The organism is Mesorhizobium sp. M0152 (assembly GCF_040322415.1).
Taxonomy (GTDB): domain Bacteria; phylum Pseudomonadota; class Alphaproteobacteria; order Rhizobiales; family Rhizobiaceae; genus Mesorhizobium.
Window position 1 is genome coordinate 39,967 of the sequence record NZ_JAMYTH010000004.1, and the last position, 20,183, is coordinate 60,149.

The following is a 20,183-nucleotide window of genomic DNA, read 5'->3' on the forward strand; positions in this document are numbered from 1 at the left end:
TTGGTCAGGGCGACGGGCGTGTCCCGGCATTCCCATACCATTGCCCCTGAGCCGTTTCATAGGCCAGACCGGCCCGGAAGACGTCGGCGTCGCAATAGGTACGGCCGACGATCTGGATACCCGTCGGCACGCCGTTCGTCGCCCTCCCCGAAGGCACGGACAGAACCGGGCAACGGCTCAGCATGTTGAACGGGGTCGTCATCACCCAGCCCAGCGAAGGGTTGACCCGCTTTCCGTTGATCTCGACCGTGTCCCTGGTCTGGTCGAACTCCGCCGGCACGGCGGGAATCGCATTCGTCGGGCAGATCAACACATTGTACGTCTCAAGCAGCGGCCCCAACGTCTGGTACATCCTGGCCGCCACCTCCAGGGTCGCGACGAAATCCGTGGCCTTGGACTTCTGCCCGTCCTCGGCGAATTGCCGGGCATAGCTGGTCATGTCCTTGCCGTGCTGCTTGAGCAGTTGCGACAGCGAGGCGCCGAAGAGATGATCCAGGTAAGCCATGCCGGCCTTGAGCACTTCGTCGCCCCAGCCCAGGTCGACCTCGTCGACCGTGGCGCCAAGCGAGCGGAACACATCGCAGGCGGCAAGCGTGTTCCTGCGCACGTCGGCATCCACCTCGAAAGAGCCGAGGTCCATCGAGAAAGCAATCCTCCAGCCCTTGATCGGCTTGTAGTCGAGCGGCAGGCGCAGTTTTGGGCGCAGCGTGGCGATGTCCAGCGGGCTCGGTCCCGCCATGACGTTCTGGAGCAGGATCGCATCCCTGACGTTTCGCGCCAGCGGCCCCGTGTGGCAATAGAAGTCGAGGTTGAACGGCGGTTCGTCGGGATTGCGGCCGTAAGGCGGCTTGAAGCCGACCAGACCGCAGGCCGAGGCAGGAATGCGGATCGAACCGGCGATATCCGAACCGGTAGCGATCGACGATGTGCCGGAAGCCAGCGTCGCCGCCGATCCGCCCGAAGAACCGCCCGGCGTGAAGTCCGGGTTCCAGGGATTGCGCGTGACGCCCCATCGCCTCGACCAGGTGTAGCCGGCGCAGCTGAATTCGGGCGTTGCCGTACGAGCATGGACGATGCCTCCGGCCTTGATGATGCGCTCGTTCATCGTCGAGGTGTGGCCACCGATGGCATCCTTCGACAGCAGCGAACCGTGCGAGGTCGGCTTGCCCTTGATGTAGCTCTCGTCCTTGATGCCGATCGGCAGCCCCTCCAGCGCCCCGGTCCTGGCGCCTTTGGCGTATTTCACCTCCGCCTTTGCAGCGAGCCCCATCGCCTCTTCGAAATGCGTGAAGGTGAAGCAGTTGATGGTCGACCTGGTGGCCTCGGCACGGCGGATGGTGGCCCGCATCAGTTCGACCGGCGAAAGTTTCTTCGCCTTGAACAGCCGCAACGCCTCGCTGGCGGGCATGTAGCACAGGTCGAGATCGGACATGGGAAATCTCCTGCGATCGCCGGACCGCCTCTGGCATGTGTCGGATGGGAGATGGCCGCGCCGCGTGTAGCGGCGCGGAGAAACGAGGGATCAGCCTATTTCTGGAGATCGGTCCAGATCTTCGTGTAGAGCGCCTGCACGTCCGGTGGACAGGCCTGCATGAACTGGCCCTTGGCAAGATACTCGGCCGGAATATTCACCTCGGGCGCATTCTTCATGTCCTCGGGCATGAAGGCTTCCGATCCCTTGATGCCGTTCGAATAACGCGCGAAGGCCGAGATCAGCGCGGCGTTCTTCGGGTCCATGATGAAATTCTGGAAAAGCTTGGCGTTCTCGACGTTCTTGGCGTCCTTGAGGACGGCGACGTTGTCCATCCAGATCGGAAAGCCCTCCTTCGGATATCCATAGACGATCTTGTCGTTCTCCAGCCGCTCGCGCAGGGATATGCCGTTCCAGTTGACGCCGGCGGCGATATCGCCCCTGCCGAGGCCGTCGACGGCCGCGTAGTCGAGCGAAAGCCATTTCGCCTTCGCCTCGGTAAGCTTGTCGTGCACCTTCTTCAGCACTGTCTTGTCGTCGGTGCAATATTTGCCGCCCTCATAGGCGATCGCGAGGAACATGATGTCTCCCATCTCGGGGACCACATTGATCTTGCCGACGAGCTCCGGCGGCGGGTCGAGGAAAATCGCGGAGGTGTTCGGGTCGCCGGCATAGACCGACTTGTTCACCGAAATGCCGGTCGTGCCCCATTGCCATGGAACAGTGTATTTGCGGCCCGGATCGAAGGGGACGTCGACCCATCTCGGATCGACGTTCTTGAAATTCTCCATTGTGTTGGGGTCGGTCTCCAGCAGCAGGCCTTCGCTGATCCAGATCGGCACGACGCTGGCCGAGGGCACGACGATATCATAGCCTGAAGCACCCTGGCGCACCTTGGCCAGCGCGGTGTCATTGGAGTCGTAGTCGGTGACGGTGACTTTGACCTTGTAGGTCTCCTCGAACTTCTTGATCAGGTCCGGGTTGGTATAGTTGCCCCAATTGTAGATGTTGAGTTCGCCATCGGCCCGGGCGAGGCCCGTAGCCGCGAGCAGCGACAGCCCGAGGGTCGCCGCGATCAGTTTGCAGTTCATGCTAGTGCTCCCATTGTTGGGACCGGCGGCGTCGCCGCCTTGGTCCGTTTCCTGCAGACGAAAAGACGGCCGTGACGATACCGACAGCACGAGGAAGGCCGTCGAGATCGCTTCGACTTCACGGTGCGCCGAAGCCCGGCCGGATGCCGGTCAAGATATTCCCCTGTCGTTTCGTGGCCATTCACCGGCGGAAGCCGGCTGGCCAACTTTGGTCCTCATCGACAGGAGTAACTATGACTAAATATACAGTCAATATCTTTCTGCCGGCAGTTCGACCGCCCATGAGGCGGCTTCGTGCAAGGGCTGGGGGCTGGGGGCTGGGGGGTGGGGGCTGGGGGCTGGGGGCTGGGGAGCGCGGTGCTGGCCGCCGCCGCGTCGGCGTCCGGCGCATGTGGCCTGCTGACCGGCCGCATGGCAGCCGCCTTCTCTTCGCGGGTGGTGGCGCGGCGAGCGTCAGGCTCGCGGCAAGGACCGGAGCCCAGGTATCAGCCGGAAATGGCCGCTGGGAGCGAGATCGTGTAGCGGGGTGGCGTCGATGCCCTGCGGCCCCTCCTCCATTGCTTCAGCCGGTCCCTCAAGCGGATCGGCGGCTTCTCGTATATAGGGGGGACCAGACCTGCGACCTCATAGTAGCCGTCGAGGATATTGGTCCGCAGCAATTGGCGTTCCTGTGTATAGAAGCTGAAATGCGCGACGACGAGGTCGCCGAAGATCTTGCCAGGACGATCCAGCTTTGCGGGCAATGTCGTTGACAGCCATTCTTCCTCATCGCCTGATGGCGGATGAAAATCCTCTCCCAGATTGACGATATCCGATCCGAAAAAGCCGATTGCGTTGATTGAAAAGCGCGACAGCCTGATCTCCCGGTCCGGTACGCGGAAGTCAGCCAGCCGCCTGGTTCGGACGGCTTCGATAAAGACCGGATGAAGCGCCTGTGGAAAGCTGGCATGAGCCCAGGAGAATTCACACGACGCCTGGCAGGTAAGCGGACCGTCCACGAGAACCTTGGAAAGCTGCTTGATCAGCGAGTTGCAGATCGCGTTGTTGATGATCAAGGGCGCATACCAGATTGCCGACCCCCTCTCCGCCATGACTCTCGCCATGAATTTTGGAAAGAAGCCGTCCTCGACGAAAACCACGTCGTCGTCGAGGCGCAGGTAAAATGCTTCCGGGTCATCGCAGAAACGGTAGAAGTCCCCGATGACATTGAACCCGCCATTGGCATGGGAGAGTCTCTTGATTTTGCAGCGAGGGTCGGAAGCGGCCAGTCGCTGCAGATAAGCGCGATCGGCTTCGTTGCGGCAATTATCCCATAGGTGCCACTCGTGCACGTCCGGGCTTTTCAGAACGTGGTGGCTAAGCAGTCGAAGGTATTTCTCGCGCCCAGCCGGCGTCACAACAACAAGTTTCATGGATGTACAACCCTGCGATGGCCGCGTTCTGTTCAGCCGATTGGTCAACGATAGTGGGCAAGCTTAATGGTCGAATTTCGGAGATTCGTCTAGGCTAAGGCAAAGGCATTATACCGTCCGAAAAAATATCTTCATCCACCCTGCCTGATATTTTCAAACGCATATCGCTTTTCACTTGAATCATGACTGACGGCAGCGAATAAGACAAAAACCTTGAACGCTGGATGGATACGGCCGAATGGACACGAATCTGCTGGCCCGGGCCGACATTCTCATCGTCGGCGCGGGTTTTTACGGCGCGACGCTCGCCGAGCGCATCGCCACGCAGCTCGGCCGGCGCGTGCTGGTGATCGACCGGCGCCGGCATATCGGCGGCAATGCCTACACCGAACCGGATCCCGTCACCGGTGTCGAGGTCCATCGCTACGGGCCGCATTTGTTCCATACCTCCAACGAAGAGGTTTGGAATTATCTGCAGCGCTTCACCGGGTTCACGGCCTATCGCCATCGCGCGTTTTCGACCTATCGCGAAAAGGTCTATCCGCTGCCGATCAACCTCGCCACCATCTGCCAGTTCTTCGGCAGGCGGCTGAGCCCGGACGAGGCTCGCGGCATGATCGCAGAGCAGGCGGCGGAGCTTGGCGATCTTGCGCCAGCCAATCTCGAGGAGAAGGCGATCTCCCTGGTCGGGCGCCCGCTTTATGATGCCTTCATCAAGGGCTACACCGCCAAGCAGTGGCAGACTGACCCACGCGAACTGCCGGCGCAGATAATCGCGCGGCTGCCGGTCCGCTATACGTTCGAGGACGGCTATTTCAACGATCGTTTCCAGGGCCAGCCTGTCGACGGCTACACGGCGATCTTCGAAAAGATGCTCGCGCATGAGCTCATCGAAACCCGGCTCGGGGTCGATTTCTTCGACATAAAAGCCCTGCTGCCAAAAGATCTGCCGGTCGTCTATACCGGTCCGATCGACCGCTATTTCGATTATTGCGAGGGTGAACTCGGCTGGCGAACCATCGATATCGACCTCGAGGTCATGAACACGCCGGACCATCAGGGCACGGCGATCATGAACTACGCCGACGAAGCGGTACCCTATACCCGCGTGGTCGAATTCCGGCATTTCAACCCGGAGCGCCAGCACAAAAGCGACAAGACGCTCATCGGCCGCGAGTATTCACGTTTTGCGGGCCGCCTCGACGAACCCTATTACCCCATCGACACGCGACGGGATCAGGCGGTCTACCGCCGTTATGTCGAGCGGGCGGCCAGCGAAAAGAACCTGCATCTCGGCGGCCGGCTGGGCACCTACCGGTATCTGGACATGCACCAGGCGATCGGCGCGGCCTTGAAGGCCTTCGAAACCGTGCTTGGGCCCTGCTTCGCGGGCAAGCCCGATCTTCTTTCACAACCGGCGTGACGATTCGAACCCGGAGATTGCCTATTTCCTTGCGTCAAGCGATCGCCGCCGATCTACCGGCAATCGCAACCTGCCGCCGAAACCATTCGAAGGTGCGTTCGATCCCCTCCTGATAGCTGGTCCTCGCCTCCCAGCCGGGAAGTACCTGCCTTGCGAAGGTCAGGTCCGGGCACCGGTTCGTCGGATCCTGCGGGACAGGCGCATGATGCTCGATGCGACTACCCGGGACAAGCGAACAGACGAATTTGGCGGTCTCGAGAACCGACACCTCGCGATTGTTACCGATATTCAGAGGGCCCCGGTGCGAGATGCTGTCGCGCCAGAAGAAACGTTCCAATCCATCGACGATGTCGTCGACATAGCCCCAGCTGCGCGATTGCAAGCCGTCGCCGTAGACGGTCAGGATTCCCGTGGTCAGCGCCTGGCTGACAAAATTCGAGACGGCGCGGCCGTCGTCGATACGGGTCCGCGGCCCATAGGTGTTGAACAGCCTGACGACGCGAACATCGAGCCCGCTAACGCGCTGCTGCTCGAACAGCAGCGCCTCGGTGCAGCGCTTGCTTTCGTCGTATGAGGACCTTGGCCCGGTACAGTCCACGGACCCCCGATAGCTCTCCGGCTGCGGTGACACCAGGGGGTCGCCATAAACTTCCGAGGTCGAGGCGAAGCAGAAACGGCCGCCGGGCCTGAGCAGCGACAGGAGGTTGAGCGCGCCTCCTATGTTGGCCCTGATCGTGCGGGCCGGCTCACGCATGTACCAAACCGGCGAAGCCGGCGATGCCAGATGTATGATCTCGTCGAAATGCCGGCCGGCCGTGAAGGTTTCGGCGTCGGCGATGTGCAGGCTGAAACGCGCGTCGGCGACATGGGCGATGTTGTCGCGCAACCCGGTCCATAGATTGTCGACGACGACTAGCTCTTCCAGATCATCGCGCCGCAGCAGGCGGTCGACGAGGTGTGAGCCAATGAAGCCGCAGCCCCCGGAAACCAAGACGCTGCGTGGCATGCGAACTCCCCTCCCAAACCCGGCCAGTCACATGCCGCCAAGCCTGTTCATCTATGCGCGAGGAGCCGCGATTGCAACGACCAAACTCGTCTTGCGCCCTGCTGGAGGAGGAACCCGCGGGGCCGGGGACGCCAAGCATCATTGCGATGCTCGTCTCGCGGACATCAGCGCATTTAGCGGCTTACAGCGCCCTTTGCGGGCAAGGCGTGCCGGCGGCATCGCCGCAGCGTGACGCCGTGGGCTGCGGCCTGACGCTCATTTCCTCGGACTGGCGCACCAGTTCGGCGAAGACGAGCGCGAAGCTTCCCAACATGACGAGAACGATGATCAGGCGTGTTACCGGCAATATGTCGGCCCCGTGCGGCTGGCGCATGTCTCTTGACATCAAGATCGGCAATCGAAGGATCATGCGCGCACATCAAAAAGGCCACAGCGTGCTTTTCGACGTCCCGAAGGAGAGCGGTGCTGCGGGCGCCCCACGCCACCCATGCCGGCTAACATGATCGATACGGCTTTACGAGAGTTTAAGGCCGGTCTTAACCATCACATTCGGCTGTGCCTTGACATGAAGCGCGACCTGCCTGTCCGGGCAGCGCCGTGGCGACCCGACTTGTCGGCCGGGACGGCGGCTCCCTTTGCAGATGTGCCTGCCCCATGCTACCCCGGCGCTTGCGCGGCCAGCACTGCCGCCGCCAATCGGCCGACATCGGAGAGCCATGAGCAAAGCAGCCAGCAGCATCGCCTTCGTCTCGTCGGGCACGGCAGACGCCAACGCGGCGCTGGAGAGCCTTTCCGCGCGCTATGGCCAGCGTTCCGTCGCCGACGCCGAAGTCGTGGTCGCGCTGGGCGGCGATGGCTTCCTGCTGCAGACCTTGCGCGACACTATGGGAACGGCAAAGAAGGTCTACGGCATGAACCGTGGCACCATCGGGTTCCTGATGAATGAATACCGGTCCGGTGGCCTCGCCGAGCGCATAGCGGCGGCCGTCGCCGAAACCATCCGCCCGCTGGAGATGACGGCCATCACGTCGGAGGGCGAAACGGTTTCGGCGCTGGCAATCAACGAAGTCGCGCTATGGCGGCAATCCTACCAGACGGCCAAGATCCGCATCAGCATCGATGACCAGATACGGCTCGAGGAGCTGAACTGCGACGGCGTGATGATCGCGACGCCGGCCGGGTCCACCGCCTACAATCTCTCCGCGCACGGCCCGATCCTGCCCCTCGACGCGCCGCTGCTGGCGCTGACGCCGGTCAGTCCGTTTCGCCCGCGCCGCTGGCGGGGCGCGCTGCTCTCGAACAAGGCGACCGTGCGCTTCGACATTCTGGAGGCGGAAAAGCGCCCCGTGAACGCCGCCGCCGACCACACCGAAGTCAAGGCCGTGGCGTCGGTGACGGTGCGGGAATCGCCGACAGCAACGGCAACCTTGCTGTTCGATCCCAACCACTCCTGGAATGAACGCATCCTGGCCGAACAATTCCGTTATTGAGCCGGCACGCGAACAAGTGGCCGGATTAAGCATCGCGATTAAGGTTACGACTTCACAATCGCACCAATCCCGCCCGTTTCTGTTGACAAATCGCGGGCTTGCGCCTAGTTGCAATGCCAATCTTGCAGGCGCGTGGCGCTTGCCGCGACGAATGACGTTGCGCTTCCCCGAACAGCCAAAGACAGCAAAACTTGTCCTCAGACACCACGATCGCTCAAGAAGCGTTGACCTTTTCCGACCTAGGCCTGTCGCCGAAGGTCCTTTCCGCAGTCACCGACGCCGGCTACACCGAGCCGACGCCGATCCAGGCTGGCGCCATCCCGCATGCCTTGCTCGGCAAGGATGTGCTGGGCATCGCCCAGACCGGCACCGGCAAGACGGCCTCGTTCGTCCTGCCGATGCTGACGAGGCTGGAAAAGGGCCGCGCCCGTGCCCGCATGCCGCGCACCCTCATTCTCGAGCCGACGCGTGAACTCGCGGCGCAGGTCGAGGAGAATTTCGTCAAATACGGCAAGAACCACAAGCTCAACATCGCGCTCCTGATCGGCGGCGTGTCGTTCGACGAACAGGACAAAAAGCTGGAACGCGGCGCCGATGTGCTGATCGCGACGCCTGGCCGCCTGCTCGACCACCGCGAGCGCGGCAAGCTGCTGCTCAACGGCGTCGAAATCCTCGTCATCGACGAGGCCGACCGCATGCTCGACATGGGCTTCATCCCCGATATCGAACGCATCTGCGAGATGATCCCGTTCACCCGGCAGACGCTGTTCTTCTCGGCTACGATGCCGCCGGAAATCACCAAGCTGACCGAGAAATTCCTTCATGCGCCGGTGCGCGTCGAGGTCTCGAAGGCCGCATCCGCAGCCACCAACATTATCCAGCGGCTGGTCAAGTCCGGCTCCAAGCCATGGGACAAGCGCGAGACGCTGCGCAATCTGATCAAGGCGGAAGACGCGGAGTTGAAGAACGCCATCATCTTCTGCAACCGCAAGGTCGAGGTGTCGGAGCTGTTCCGCTCGCTGTTGAAATATGACTTCGACGCCGGTGCGCTGCATGGCGACATGGACCAGCGCGCGCGCATGCAGATGCTGGCCAATTTCCGCGACGGCAAGCTTCGCTATCTGGTCGCCTCCGACGTCGCCGCCCGCGGCTTGGACATTCCAGACGTCAGTCACGTCTTCAACTATGACGTGCCGATCCATGCCGAGGACTATGTCCACCGCATCGGCCGTACCGGCCGCGCCGGACGCTCGGGCAAATCCTTCACCATCGCGACCAAATCCGACACCAAGTACATCGACGCGATCGAGCGGCTGATCGGCACCAAGATCGAATGGCATGACGGTGACCTGTCGACCGTGGTCGCCAGCGAAGGCGAGGACGATGCTCCGCGCCGTGGCAAGGGCGCGCCGCGCCGCGCCGGCCGCAGGGACGACGACCGCAAGGACAGAGGCGAGCGCAAGCGAGGCGGCGAACGCCGTGCCAGCGAGGACGCGGCCCCGGCAGTCGCAAAACAGGACGACCAACCTGAATCGGGCGAGACGGATGTCGTCGAGCGGCGCGCGCGCAAGGAGGCGATCCGCTCGGAGAACATCGAGCGCAAGACTTCGGCGGACCGCGCACCGGAACGCGGCGATACCAGGCCGCAGCGCGAGAGCAACCGCCCTGCCCGCCACCGCCAGGAAGACAACGACAGCACTGTCGGCTTCGGCGACGACATGCCGGCCTTCATGAAGATCGGCGGCAAGGGCTGATACGACAGCGCCACGCATCCTTTTGGACGCGCGGCACCGCGAAAGCGCGATGCCGGCCGGCTAAAAGTTTTTGAGCTCCAGGCCGGCCCCCAGCATATCCAGAAACAGGCGAACCTTGGCGGCGGAAGATCTGCCTTCCGGCCACAGGGCGTGTATCGGCACCGGCGCGGGCTCGAATTCCGTCAGGACCAATTCGACGCGACCATCATCCACCAGATGCCTTATCTGCCAAAGAGGCGAGTAGCCAAGGCCCAGCCCTTGGATTGCGGCGGCATAGATCGATGTCATCAAATTGGAGCGAAAAGCGCCGGCGACTTTGACCGCACGCGGCTTCCCGTCGATCTGAAACATCCATTCCCCCGGGCGCTCGTCAACGGTTCGAACCATGCAGCTATGCGCACTCAGCTCGAAAGGATGGCCCGGGCGCCCACGCTGTCCAAAGTAGGAAGGTGCGCCGAATACGACGCGCCGCAACGCTCCCAGGCGCTTCGCCAGCAAGCTGGAATCCGGCAAGTTGCCGATTCGTATCGCCAAATCGAAACCCACGGCACCGAGATCGACAAAGTCATCGGAAAGCTGGAGGTCAACGTCGACCCGCGGACACTTCCGCATGTAGCCGGCGATGACCGGTACGAGGAAATCCGGACCGAACAGAACCGGCGCGCTCACGCGCAGGACCCCCGACGGCTCCGAATGCTGGTTGGCCGCTTGAAGCTTTGCTTCGTTTATTTCGTCGATAGCCGGCTTTACGCGGTGAAAAAAGGCCGCTCCGGCTTCGCTCGGCGTCGAGCGCCGCGTCGTTCTATGGACGAGCTCGACGCCGACGGATTCTTCCAGCGTTGCCAAAGAGCGGCTGATCGCCTGCAGCGAGCGGTTAAGCCGGCGCGCGGCCGCCGTCAGGCTTCCCTGCTCGACGACCGCCACGAAGGCCTCGAAATCATCTATGCGGCTCATGATTTTCTCCCGAATATCGGGATAAACTATCTCACGATCGGGCAATTGTAACGCACTTCGTCACTTTGTAATTTCCTCGCAAGATGTCCCCAACGGGCAAGCCTGACGAAGGGAATTCTCATGCATGCATCCAATCCAACCGTCCTCGTCGTGGGCGCAACCGGACGGTTCGCGGGGCTCGTCGTGCCGGAACTCATCCGCCGCAATGCCAGCGTTCGAGCGTTCGTTCGCGACCCCGCGAATACCGAAAAGGCACGGAGGCTTGGAGTGTCCGAGGTTGCCACGGGCGATCTGCGCGACCGCCGGAGCATCGAGGCGGCAGTCGAGGGCGTCGACGGCGTGTTCCACATCGGACCGGCTTTTGCTCCCGATGAAGCAGCCATGGGCGTCGCCATGGTTGAGGCAGCGGCGCGAGCGGGAGTTCGAAAATTCGTCTTTTCGTCGGTGAACCAGCCTACCAACACGAAGTTGAAGAACCATGCGAGCAAGGTGCCAGTCGAAGCGGCCCTCTATTCGACGGAGATGGAATACACCATCCTGCACCCTGCCAATTTCATGCAGAATATCGAAGCGGCTTGGCCGTTCATTGTCGAGCATGGCATCTTCTCGGAGCCGTTTCCGAAGACAGCGAGCGTGGCGCGTGTCGATTATCGCGATGTCGCCGAAGTGGCGGCGATCGCGTTGACCGAAGCGCGACTGTCCTATGCAACGCTTGAACTTTGCGCCGGTATGCACAGCCGCGACGAGATCGTTTCAATGATGGGAGAGGAACTTGGCCGCCCGATCTCTGCGGGCGAGCCGACATTCGGCGACTGGGCGGCGCAGGCCCGCCTTCCCTACAGCGATCGCCAAATGCAGATGCTGGCCAGAATATTCGCTCACTACACCGAATATGGCCTCGGCGGAAACAGCCTGACATTGCGCGCCGCACTGGGCCGCGAGCCGCGTTCGTTGCGAAGCTTCATTCGGGAACTGGCCCAGCGAAGGGCACGCGCAGCCTGACCGCACTCAGCCGTGCATGCGTCTACTTTCTGAACAGGAGATACTTGATGCGAGCGTCATCGGACAAGGTTTTGAAATCGAGGAAACTACCGCCTTCCTACAATGCGCTGGTAATGCCATTCGTTCTTTCCATCATGATGTCGTGCATTGTTTCCGCGGTATCGACGCTGATCAATGCGGGCTGGACAACCGTATTCGTGGCGACCTGGCCGTATGCGTGGGGAGCGTCATGGCTTGTGGCGTTCCCGAGTCTGCTTCTGGTCTTGCCGATCGTGCGCCGGATCGTTGCGGCGATTGTCGATCAGCCGACCTCGCCCTGACCCGTCGCCAAGACCTGGTCCCCAACCGCTTTCGAAGGCAAGCCGGCCATCTGGCTTGCCTTCTCGGTAAGCTGCTGGAGCAGTTCACCGTTTCATGGAAACGGCAAACCGCTCCATCTCTCTGTCTTGACGCAATTCCTTAGGTGAAAGCGCTACGCGCTTTTCCGGGAAAACCGCTTCGCACTTCCCTGGAATTGCTCCTGGCCTCGCCTGTTACATCGGCCCGGGCATCATCTTGGTCGGTTTCTCCAGCATCGGAAACTCGGCCTTGTTGCATTTCACATTCGGGTTCGTCGGACTGAACGTGCCGTTCGGATTGTCCGTCAGCCAGGCGTGAAGATCGTAGTGGACGAACTCCCTCGGGATGAGCGGATAATGCCCCTCCATCGGGCCCATGAAGGTTTGGCCGAACAGCTTGGGCGGCTCTTTGATGTCCGGCGTCAGCGGCACCAGCCATTCCGCCCCGACCAGCCTCAGGCCCTTTTTCGTGGGTTCGTAGATGAGCACATTGGGGTGCGTCGGATCGAGTTTTTGGCCGACACTTGGGACGTTGACGAAATGGATACCCATGGCGCCTTTCGGATAATCCATCGCGCCCGATATCTTTTCTCCGCTGTAGTAGACGCAGCCGACTGTCGACAGATAGAGGTCGCGGACGGCGGCGGTATAGTCCTCATATTTGGCGAGCGACTTTTTCAAGGCGTCGATGTCGGCCTTGTTGGCGTCCTCGGCCCAAGCCGTGGCGACGCCCAACCATGCGCCTACAAGACTTGTCAAAGCGAGGGCGCCGCAGCGCCCAAGGCTGGCTGTTCTTGTCATGCATTCCTCCCAGATTTTCTGATCTGGCCGCGCAGGACCGAGGCGGAAAAAATGCTGATTGCGCGGCCAGTTGTACCGCCTCATCTCCTCTGAAACAGTAACGACGCTATTCCTTTCCATGGCAGCGGGAAAGCTATTATTTAGAAGTAGCTAATTCTCCGATACGCCAATCTGAAAAAGCTTCCGCTCAAAACAGAAACGGCCCCGTGTGGGGCCGTTTTGCATTCGCTTGCCGAACGGATCAGGTGAGCGGAGACAGCTGGATTTCGACGCGGCGGTTCTGGGCGCGACCCTCGGCCGTGGCATTGGACGCGATCGGCCGCGTCTTGCCGAAGCCGGTGACGGCGAAGCGGCGTTGATCGACGCCCTGGCCGGACAGGTAATTGGCGACCGCCAGCGCGCGACGCTGCGACAGGTCGAAATTGTGCTGCTCGCCGCCGGTCGAATCGGTGTGGCCGAAGACGTCGACCGTCGTCTGCTTGAATTTCTTCAGCACCAGTGCGACCGAATTCAGCACCTGGTAGAAGCCGGGCTTCACCGCATCCTGATCGACATTGAAGGTGATGTCGGACGGCATGTTGAGGATGATCTGGTCGCCGGTGCGGGTGACGCTGACACCGGTGCCTTCGAGCTGCCGGCGCAGTTCCGCCTCGTTCTGGTCCATCGTGGCGCCGATGGCGCCGCCGGCCAGCGCGCCGATGCCGGCCCCGATCAGCGCGTTGCGGCGGTCATTGCCGCCGGCAAGCAGGCCAAGGCTGGCACCCGCCAGGGCACCAAGACCGGCACCCGCGGCCGTGTTGGAGATCTTCTGGTCACCGGTATACGGGTCGGTGGTGGTGCAGGCGGTCACGAGCAAAGCCGTCGCCACGACGACGAGCACGGTCTTCTTCATAGGATGGTCCCTCTCCAAGTCACGCCATTGCGATGGCGCCAAATCAGCCCTTCCGGCGACTTGTACCATGAATTGCGGCGAAAAGCGGAACGGGAAAACCGCTTATCACGGCTTTTCCCGAAGCCAATTGTTCAGCTGGACGCCCGGCGGGGCTACCAGAGATTCTTGCCGTCGATGACCACCACTTCGATCTTGTCGAGATCGAAATCGTCGAACAGGCGCGAATTGACGCTGATCTTGGGATTGTCGAAATCCGGCTCGCCGGTCGACCAGTCCGGTGTTTCGGTGAACGTGCCGCAGCCGCAGTTGGCGCAGAAGCCGTGCTTTACCGTTTTCGATCCCCATTGATAGAACGAAACGTTTTTCAGCGGGGTGACGAGCTTGAACTGCGACGGGGTGTAATAGGCCCATAGCGAGCCGCGTTTCGAGCAGAACGAACAGGTGCATTGTGTCACCGTCTGCGGCGCCTGCGAAACCTCGAACGCCGTCGCCTTGCAGTGGCAGCTTCCCTTGATGGTCATGAACATCGCCTCTCCATTGTCCACCGCCCGTGCGGCAAGGCACCATAAACAGGCGATGCTGACAACCGTCCGTCAGCAGCCTCTTGCCCGCGGACAGCAGGCCAGCGGATGCGCGGCGCGCCAAACGCAGCGATGTGACGCGCTTAAGTCGATGTTTCCCTGCAAGTCGTCTCAAAGCCTTTGGGCGACATGCCTCAATAGGACGATGGCGGCACGAACAGGCAGATGGTCTTGCCGGCATCGAGCCCGGCCTGGTGCGCGCACCAATGGAATTCACCGTCGGGAGAGTCCTTGATCCGTCTGTCGCTGTAAGCCACCACCTCGCCGGTACCCTTGATGACATAACCTTCCGGGCGCTGGCTGATCGAGGTCTGCGACAGCTCGCGGCAGTCGTAGTTGGCGCAGCAGGCGAACGGATAACTCCAGCCTTGCGGCTTCGCCGCGGTCGGCTTGGCGTCATGCGCCAGGGCCGGCGCCGTCAGGCAGGCGATCGCACAGGCCGCGAACAGAGGACGAAGAAGCTGGCCAACCGATTGAACGGCGAAGGCCGATCTGGAACTGGCGGCAGACATGGGAACGTTCCTTTCAAACGAGTTTCAAGCGTTTCGCTTGCCCGTTCCCGGAACGTGTCTTCCCAGCGGCCGGATCGTCGGCTTGCAGATATGCCGCGACCGGCCATAAATGCTTTTGTCGCCTCCCGCGGAGGATGGTGAGCCGATTTATGAGTCGGTGCAAGAGTCGCGCCGAACAGTCAGCCGGCCAAGCGGCCAGCCAAAGTGGCAGGCCGGCTTCACCTGGATTATCAACATGTCTTAATCGAGGTCCGCCACCGCTTCGCCGGCGCCGCCTTCGATGCGTTGCGACAACGAGGCTTCCATGAAGTCGTCGAGGTCGCCGTCGAGCACGCTCGACGGGCTGGTGCTTTCGACGCCGGTGCGTAGATCCTTCACCAGCTGATAGGGCTGCAACACGTAGGAGCGGATCTGGTGGCCCCAGCCGATGTCGCTCTTCGATGCCTCGGTCGCGTTGGCGATGGCTTCGCGCTTCTTCAGCTCTTCCTCGTAGAGGCGCGAGCGCAGCATCTCCCAGGCCTTGGCCTTGTTCTTGTGCTGCGAACGCTCGGCCTGGCAGGCGACCGCGATGCCGGTGGCGATATGGGTGATGCGCACGGCCGAATCGGTGGTGTTGACGTGCTGGCCGCCCGAACCCGACGAGCGATAGGTGTCGATGCGGACGTCGGATTCGGAAACGTCGATGTCGATCGTGTCGTCGATGACCGGATAGACCCAGACGCTGGCGAACGACGTGTGCCGGCGCGCATTGCTGTCGTAAGGCGAAATGCGCACCAGGCGGTGAACACCCGATTCCGTCTTCGTCCAGCCATAGGCATTGTGCCCCTTGATCAGCAGCGTGGCGGATTTGATGCCGGCTTCTTCGCCGTCATGCACTTCCAGCACCTCGACCTTGAAGCGGCGGCGCTCGGCCCAACGCGTGTACATGCGCAGCAGCATCGAGGCCCAGTCCTGGCTTTCGGTGCCGCCGGCGCCGGCGTGGACTTCGAGATAGGTGTCGTTGGCGTCGGCCTCGCCCGACAGCAAGGTCTCGATCTGGCGGGCCTTCGCTTCGCCCTGCATCGACCGGATCGCCGCTTCGGCCTCGGCGATCACGCTTTGGTCGCCTTCTTCCTCGCCGAGTTCGATCAGGCCGATATTGTCTTCCAGCGCTTGGGTCAGGCCTTTGACCGCCGCGATGCCTTCCTCGAGCCCCTGGCGCTCGCGCATCAGTTTCTGCGCCTCCAGCGGTTCGTTCCAGAGGCTGGAGTCCTCGGCTCGCACATTCAGGTATTCAAGCCGTTTTATGGCCTGATCCCAGTCAAAGATGCCTCCTCAGCAGGGTTATCGCCTGCCTGATCTCGTCGACGATATTCTGCGTTTCCGCGCGCATGGCCTGGTGTTTTGTCCTGTTGCTGAAGTGACGCCTGGGTCGGCGCGATACATAGGGACGGCGCCGCCGCGTGTAAAGCGAAATGGCCGGCGCGAGGCCGGCCGGTGCTGGCGTATGGACGCGTCAGTAAAGGCCGCCGCCGCCGTCCTGGATGGCCTGATTGGCTTGCGGCGACAATGCGCCGCCGGAGGCATTGGAGCCATCGGCGCCCATGCCGATCACCCAATAGCTGTCGGCGGGACCGGTGCCCGGCTTGAAAGCCTCGATGATGGTGCCGGCATCGCCGGAATTGGCACGCATGCCGGTCTTGCGATTGATGGCGATCAGACTCATGCCGTCCGGCACCTTGAAGTCGACATTGGGTGTGCCATCCAGCGCCACGCGCATGAAGTCCTTGAAGATCGGGGCGGCGAGACCGCCGCCGGTGGCGCCATGGCCAAGGCCGCGCGGCGTGTCGTAGCCCATGTAGAGACCGACAACGAGGTTCGGCGTGTAGCCGATGAACCAGGCGTCCTTTTCATCATTGGTGGTGCCGGTCTTGCCGGCGATGTGGCGGCCGAGTTCGCCGATGGTGGCGCCGGTGCCGCGCTGAACGACGCCTTCCATCATCGAGGTGATCTGGTAGGCGGTCATCGGATCGAGCACCTGCTCGGAATTGTCGACCAGTTCCGGTTCCGGCTGGTTCTTCCATTCAGCCGCGTTGCAGCCTTCGCAGCCGCGCTCGTCCTGCTTGAACACCGTCTTCCCGTAGCGATCCTGGATACGGTCGATCAGCGATGGCTTGATCGATTTTCCGCCATTGGCCATGATCGAATAGGCCGAAACCATGCGCATGACGGTGGTCTCGCCGGAGCCCAGCGCCATCGGCAGGTATGGCGCCAGATGGTCGTAGACGCCGAAACGCTCGGCATATTCGACGACCAGCTTCATGCCCATGTCATTGGCAAGCCGCACCGTCATCAGGTTGCGCGACTTCTCGATGCCGGAGCGCAGCGTTGCCGGACCGGCGACCGTGCCGTCATAGTTCTTCGGCGTCCAGGTCGTGTTGCCGCTCTGGATGGTGATCGGTCCATCCATGATCACCGAAGCCGGCGTATAGCCGTTGTCGAGCGCGGCCGAATAGACGATCGGCTTGAACGAAGAACCAGGCTGGCGCATCGCCTGCGTGGCGCGGTTGAATTCGGACTGGGCGTAGGAAAAACCGCCGACCATGGCCAGCACCCGGCCGGTATGCGGATCCATGGCGATCAGGCCGCCTTCCACCTCAGGAACCTGGCGCAGGCTGTAGGCAGTGTCGGAGCCTTCGTTCTTCTGCACGAAGACGACGTCGCCGGGTTTCAGCACGTCGGCCGGGGATTTGGCCTTGACGGTCTTGCCGTCGACCACATGGCGCATGGCGAAGCCCATGTCCTCCTTGCTGACGGTGCCTTCGACACGCTCCTTGACGATGTCGCCCGATATCTGGCGTGTCGGCTGCAGGCCGATCGACAGACCGGACGCCGACGAGTCGAGCACGACGGCGAGCGACCATTCGGGAACGTCTTCCAGTCTCTTTACGCTGCCCAGCGCAACGCCCCAGTCGCCGGACACGTCGATTGACGTCACCGGTCCGCGATAGCCGCGCAGCGTGTCGTATTTCAGCAGCCCGTTCTGCATCGCCTTGCGGGCGATGAGCTGGACCTTTGGATCAAGCGTGGTGCGAACCGACAGGCCGCCTTCGTAAAGCGCGTTCTCGCCGTAACGGGAGATGATCTGGCGACGCACTTCCTCGGTGAAGTACTCGCCGGCGAAAAGATAGCTGCCGTTGCGGCGCGGCGTTACGCCCAGCGGTTCGGCCTTCGCGTTGTTGCCTTCCTCGCGCGTGACGTAGCCATTATCGACCATCTGGTCGATAACCCAGTTGCGGCGCTCCAAGGCACGGTCCGCGTGCTTGAAGGGATGGTAGTTGTTCGGCCCCTTCGGCAAGGAGGCGAGGTACGCGGCCTCGGCCACGGTCAGCTCGTTCACCGATTTGTCGAAATAGGTTAGCGCGGCGCCGGCGACGCCATAGGCGCCGAAGCCGAAGAAGATTTCATTGAGGTAGAGTTCGAGGATGCGATCCTTGGAATAGGCCTGCTCGATGCGGAAGGCCAGGATCATCTCCCTGATCTTGCGCTCGTAAGTCTGGTCCGAGGTCAAAAGAAAGTTCTTTGCCACCTGCTGGGTGATGGTCGAGGCGCCGACCTGGCGCCTGCCCGAGCCTAAATTCTGCAGGTTGACGATGACGGCGCGGCCAAGCCCGGTCACGTCGATACCGGGGTGGTTGTAGAAGTTCTTGTCCTCCGCGGACAGGAAGGCAGCCTTGACGCGGTCTGGGATCGCCTGGATCGGCAGGTACAGGCGCCGTTCACGGGCATATTCGGCCATCAGCGAACCGTCCGAGGCGTGAATGCGGGTCGTCACCGGCGGTTCGTATTTGGCCAACACCTCGTAGTCGGGCAGGTCCTTCGACAGATGGCCGATGTAAATCGCAACGCCCGCCGCGACCAGAAGGGCCAGCGTCGTGCCGATGCCGAAGAAATAGCCGATGAGACGAATCATACCCGCTCCAGTCCTTGGTTCGGGAATTTCCTAAACGAAGCCGCCTTCCACGCAAGCTTTCGAGCCGGTCCCAATCCGTAATCGAAAACCCATGTCGTGGCCATGTGGACAAAATACGGCAAGGCCGGGTTTCGCGGTCGCGAGCCGCAAATAAAAGCATCGGATGTTGTCGCTGCGCAACGCTGCCTCTGGTTGCAGCCGCCGCCAGGCGTGTCAGCCTCCGGTTCTCGTTTCAGCACGGGCCGAAGCAAACAGGGCGACGGCATTGGTGATGCTTTGCGCGGCCTTGCCGCGCCAATCGGCGTCGAGCAGCTGCGCCTCGTCCTTGGCATTCGAGAGATAGCCGAGTTCGACCAGCACGGACGGCACGTCAGGGGCTTTCAGCACCTTGAACCCCGCGGAGCGCTGCGGATTGTTGATCAGGCCGACGCTGGTCGACAGCTGGCCGACCAAAGTGTGGGCGAAACTCATCGAGAAGGTGTGCGTCTCGCGGCGGATCAGGTCGATCAGGATGTCGGTCACTTCCTTGTTATCGTCCTTGATCACCATGCCGGCGAATTGGTCGGAGAGGTTTTCACGGTCGGCAAGCGCCTGCGCCTCGGGATCCGAAGCCTTGTCGGAGACGGTGTAGACGGTCGCGCCGCGGATGCCCTTGACGCTGATGGTGTCGGCATGGATCGAAATGAGCAGGTCTGCCTCATGCTGGCGGGCAATGCGCACGCGGTCGTCCAGTCGCAAATACTCATCGGAGGTGCGCGTCATGAAGACGTCGTATTTGCCGACGGCCGAGAGCTTGTCGCGCAGCTCGGTGGCGAAGCCGAGCGTGACGTTCTTTTCGATGGTGCCGTTCAGCCCTTCGGCGCCGCCGTCGACGCCGCCATGGCCGGGATCGATGACGACGGTGAAGCGGTGGCCCGGATTGGAGACCGGCCCGGTGCCGACCCGCTCGCCCTTGTCGGCCGAAACCGTCGATCCCGTGGTCAGAGCCTGATTGGCAAGGGCGGCGTCGAACTCGCGCTCGGAGGCCGCCGAGATGTCGATTGCAATGCGGTAGCCGGTTCCGTCCTCATTCTTGAGCACATCGAGCTTGTCGACGGCAAACGGCCCCTTGCCGGTGAGAATCAGCCGCGAAACGCCCTCGGCGAGCTCACCCAGTCGCACGCCCTTGACCAGGCCGCGCGGCTTCAGGTCCTTGGCGCCGATGGCGAACCGCGTATTCGCAAGATCGATCACAAGACGATTGGGACCGCGCAGCAGGAACCACTTGATGTCCGGCTCGCGATCGAAGTCGATGACGATGCGCATCTTGGTCGCATCGCCCGCCATTTTGTAGCCTTTTGCCACGAGCGGTGCATCGGCGGCATTGGCCGGCGAGAAAAAAACGAAGGAGAGCGCAACCAGCAGCAGGAGACAGAAGGCACCGAGAATCCGGCCGCCGACACGACATCCCTTGTCTGTGAAGCCTGCCAGTCCCATCTCTCTTCCAGTCGCTCCCGGTTGGGCG

18 protein-coding genes are annotated in these 20,183 nt (G+C 61.9%); 5 read left to right on the top strand and 13 right to left on the bottom strand.

The annotated features are described in order from the left end of the window. Positions 1 to 4 precede the first annotated feature (4 nt). From NKJ26_RS05580 to NKJ26_RS05590, 3 genes are all read right to left on the bottom strand, one after another. Complete coding sequence (locus NKJ26_RS05580) at positions 5 to 1,432, bottom strand: amidase (protein ID WP_352694340.1); 1,428 nt, start codon at positions 1,430 to 1,432, stop codon at positions 5 to 7. A 95-nt stretch (positions 1,433 to 1,527) separates the two neighbouring features. Further along, positions 1,528 to 2,562, bottom strand: a complete 1,035-nt coding sequence (locus tag NKJ26_RS05585) for an extracellular solute-binding protein (RefSeq protein WP_352694342.1) — start codon at positions 2,560 to 2,562, stop codon at positions 1,528 to 1,530. Positions 2,563 to 3,047: 485 nt separating this feature from the next. Next, on the bottom strand, positions 3,048 to 4,022 hold the full coding sequence (locus NKJ26_RS05590; RefSeq protein WP_352694344.1) for a hypothetical protein: 975 nt from the start codon (positions 4,020 to 4,022) through the stop codon (positions 3,048 to 3,050). A gap of 190 nt (positions 4,023 to 4,212) precedes the next feature. On the opposite strand from NKJ26_RS05590, the gene glf reads away from it, so the two are divergent. After that, positions 4,213 to 5,397: a UDP-galactopyranose mutase gene (gene glf, locus NKJ26_RS05595; RefSeq protein WP_352694346.1), complete on the top strand. Its 1,185-nt coding sequence runs from the start codon at positions 4,213 to 4,215 to the stop codon at positions 5,395 to 5,397. Between the two features lie 34 nt (positions 5,398 to 5,431). Here glf and NKJ26_RS05600 read toward each other — a convergent pair whose 3' ends face one another. After that, entirely contained in the window at positions 5,432 to 6,403 is a 972-nt protein-coding gene (locus NKJ26_RS05600) for an NAD-dependent epimerase/dehydratase family protein (RefSeq protein WP_352694348.1), read from the bottom strand. A 181-nt stretch (positions 6,404 to 6,584) separates the two neighbouring features. Then, a complete protein-coding gene (locus NKJ26_RS05605) occupies positions 6,585 to 6,776 on the bottom strand; it encodes a hypothetical protein (protein WP_352694349.1) in 192 nt (63 codons plus the stop codon). 343 nt (positions 6,777 to 7,119) lie between these two features. On the opposite strand from NKJ26_RS05605, the gene NKJ26_RS05610 reads away from it, so the two are divergent. Together NKJ26_RS05610 and NKJ26_RS05615 are read left to right on the top strand one after the other, a co-directional pair. Then, positions 7,120 to 7,893, top strand: a complete 774-nt coding sequence (locus tag NKJ26_RS05610; RefSeq protein WP_352694351.1) for an NAD kinase — start codon at positions 7,120 to 7,122, stop codon at positions 7,891 to 7,893. A gap of 191 nt (positions 7,894 to 8,084) precedes the next feature. After that, a complete protein-coding gene (locus tag NKJ26_RS05615; RefSeq protein ID WP_352601878.1) occupies positions 8,085 to 9,647 on the top strand; it encodes a DEAD/DEAH box helicase in 1,563 nt (520 codons plus the stop codon). 60 nt (positions 9,648 to 9,707) lie between these two features. Here the strand turns inward: NKJ26_RS05615 and NKJ26_RS05620 are convergent, their stop codons facing one another. Beyond that, on the bottom strand, positions 9,708 to 10,601 hold the full coding sequence (locus tag NKJ26_RS05620) for a LysR family transcriptional regulator (protein WP_352694353.1): 894 nt from the start codon (positions 10,599 to 10,601) through the stop codon (positions 9,708 to 9,710). Between the two features lie 120 nt (positions 10,602 to 10,721). Here NKJ26_RS05620 and NKJ26_RS05625 point away from each other — a divergent pair, with 120 nt between their 5' ends. Both NKJ26_RS05625 and NKJ26_RS05630 read left to right on the top strand, forming a co-directional pair. Next, positions 10,722 to 11,603, top strand: a complete 882-nt coding sequence (locus NKJ26_RS05625) for an NmrA/HSCARG family protein (protein WP_352694355.1) — start codon at positions 10,722 to 10,724, stop codon at positions 11,601 to 11,603. Between the two features lie 47 nt (positions 11,604 to 11,650). Beyond that, on the top strand, positions 11,651 to 11,923 hold the full coding sequence (locus NKJ26_RS05630) for a DUF2798 domain-containing protein (RefSeq protein WP_352694357.1): 273 nt from the start codon (positions 11,651 to 11,653) through the stop codon (positions 11,921 to 11,923). Between the two features lie 213 nt (positions 11,924 to 12,136). On the opposite strand, the gene NKJ26_RS05635 is transcribed toward NKJ26_RS05630, so the two are convergent. The 7 genes from NKJ26_RS05635 to NKJ26_RS05665 all read right to left on the bottom strand — a co-directional run bounded on the left by NKJ26_RS05635 (position 12,137) and on the right by NKJ26_RS05665 (position 20,155). Continuing rightward, entirely contained in the window at positions 12,137 to 12,742 is a 606-nt protein-coding gene (locus NKJ26_RS05635; protein ID WP_352694359.1) for a hypothetical protein, read from the bottom strand. Between the two features lie 241 nt (positions 12,743 to 12,983). Next, a complete protein-coding gene (locus NKJ26_RS05640; protein WP_352601882.1) occupies positions 12,984 to 13,634 on the bottom strand; it encodes a YiaD family glycine zipper/OmpA-like lipoprotein in 651 nt (216 codons plus the stop codon). 152 nt (positions 13,635 to 13,786) lie between these two features. Continuing rightward, positions 13,787 to 14,155, bottom strand: a complete 369-nt coding sequence (locus NKJ26_RS05645) for a GFA family protein (protein ID WP_352602033.1) — start codon at positions 14,153 to 14,155, stop codon at positions 13,787 to 13,789. A 194-nt stretch (positions 14,156 to 14,349) separates the two neighbouring features. After that, a complete protein-coding gene (locus tag NKJ26_RS05650; protein WP_352601884.1) occupies positions 14,350 to 14,727 on the bottom strand; it encodes a hypothetical protein in 378 nt (125 codons plus the stop codon). Between the two features lie 240 nt (positions 14,728 to 14,967). Beyond that, positions 14,968 to 16,099, bottom strand: a protein-coding gene (gene prfB, locus NKJ26_RS05655) for a peptide chain release factor 2 (RefSeq protein WP_155915073.1) whose coding sequence is annotated in 2 segments (ribosomal slippage) — positions 14,968 to 16,032 and positions 16,034 to 16,099 — 1,131 coding nt in all. Because the reading frame shifts where the segments join, the coding sequence is not laid out codon by codon here. Between the two features lie 123 nt (positions 16,100 to 16,222). Further along, complete coding sequence (locus NKJ26_RS05660; protein WP_352694361.1) at positions 16,223 to 18,679, bottom strand: penicillin-binding protein 1A; 2,457 nt, start codon at positions 18,677 to 18,679, stop codon at positions 16,223 to 16,225. 213 nt (positions 18,680 to 18,892) lie between these two features. Continuing rightward, positions 18,893 to 20,155: an N-acetylmuramoyl-L-alanine amidase gene (locus NKJ26_RS05665; protein ID WP_352694362.1), complete on the bottom strand. Its 1,263-nt coding sequence runs from the start codon at positions 20,153 to 20,155 to the stop codon at positions 18,893 to 18,895. Between the last annotated feature and the right edge of the window lie 28 nt (positions 20,156 to 20,183).

Coding starts and splice junctions, on each gene's coding strand:
- NKJ26_RS05665 (WP_352694362.1), bottom strand. CDS start 20,155: ATGGGACTGGCAGGCTTCACAGACAAGGGATGTCGTGTCGGCGGCCGG.
- NKJ26_RS05660 (WP_352694361.1), bottom strand. CDS start 18,679: ATGATTCGTCTCATCGGCTATTTCTTCGGCATCGGCACGACGCTGGCC.
- NKJ26_RS05650 (WP_352601884.1), bottom strand. CDS start 14,727: ATGTCTGCCGCCAGTTCCAGATCGGCCTTCGCCGTTCAATCGGTTGGC.
- NKJ26_RS05585 (WP_352694342.1), bottom strand. CDS start 2,562: ATGAACTGCAAACTGATCGCGGCGACCCTCGGGCTGTCGCTGCTCGCG.
- NKJ26_RS05635 (WP_352694359.1), bottom strand. CDS start 12,742: ATGACAAGAACAGCCAGCCTTGGGCGCTGCGGCGCCCTCGCTTTGACA.
- NKJ26_RS05640 (WP_352601882.1), bottom strand. CDS start 13,634: ATGAAGAAGACCGTGCTCGTCGTCGTGGCGACGGCTTTGCTCGTGACC.
- glf (WP_352694346.1), top strand. CDS start 4,213: ATGGACACGAATCTGCTGGCCCGGGCCGACATTCTCATCGTCGGCGCG.
- NKJ26_RS05605 (WP_352694349.1), bottom strand. CDS start 6,776: ATGCGCCAGCCGCACGGGGCCGACATATTGCCGGTAACACGCCTGATC.
- NKJ26_RS05630 (WP_352694357.1), top strand. CDS start 11,651: ATGCGAGCGTCATCGGACAAGGTTTTGAAATCGAGGAAACTACCGCCT.
- NKJ26_RS05625 (WP_352694355.1), top strand. CDS start 10,722: ATGCATGCATCCAATCCAACCGTCCTCGTCGTGGGCGCAACCGGACGG.
- NKJ26_RS05610 (WP_352694351.1), top strand. CDS start 7,120: ATGAGCAAAGCAGCCAGCAGCATCGCCTTCGTCTCGTCGGGCACGGCA.
- NKJ26_RS05580 (WP_352694340.1), bottom strand. CDS start 1,432: ATGTCCGATCTCGACCTGTGCTACATGCCCGCCAGCGAGGCGTTGCGG.
- NKJ26_RS05645 (WP_352602033.1), bottom strand. CDS start 14,155: ATGACCATCAAGGGAAGCTGCCACTGCAAGGCGACGGCGTTCGAGGTT.
- NKJ26_RS05600 (WP_352694348.1), bottom strand. CDS start 6,403: ATGCCACGCAGCGTCTTGGTTTCCGGGGGCTGCGGCTTCATTGGCTCA.
- NKJ26_RS05620 (WP_352694353.1), bottom strand. CDS start 10,601: ATGAGCCGCATAGATGATTTCGAGGCCTTCGTGGCGGTCGTCGAGCAG.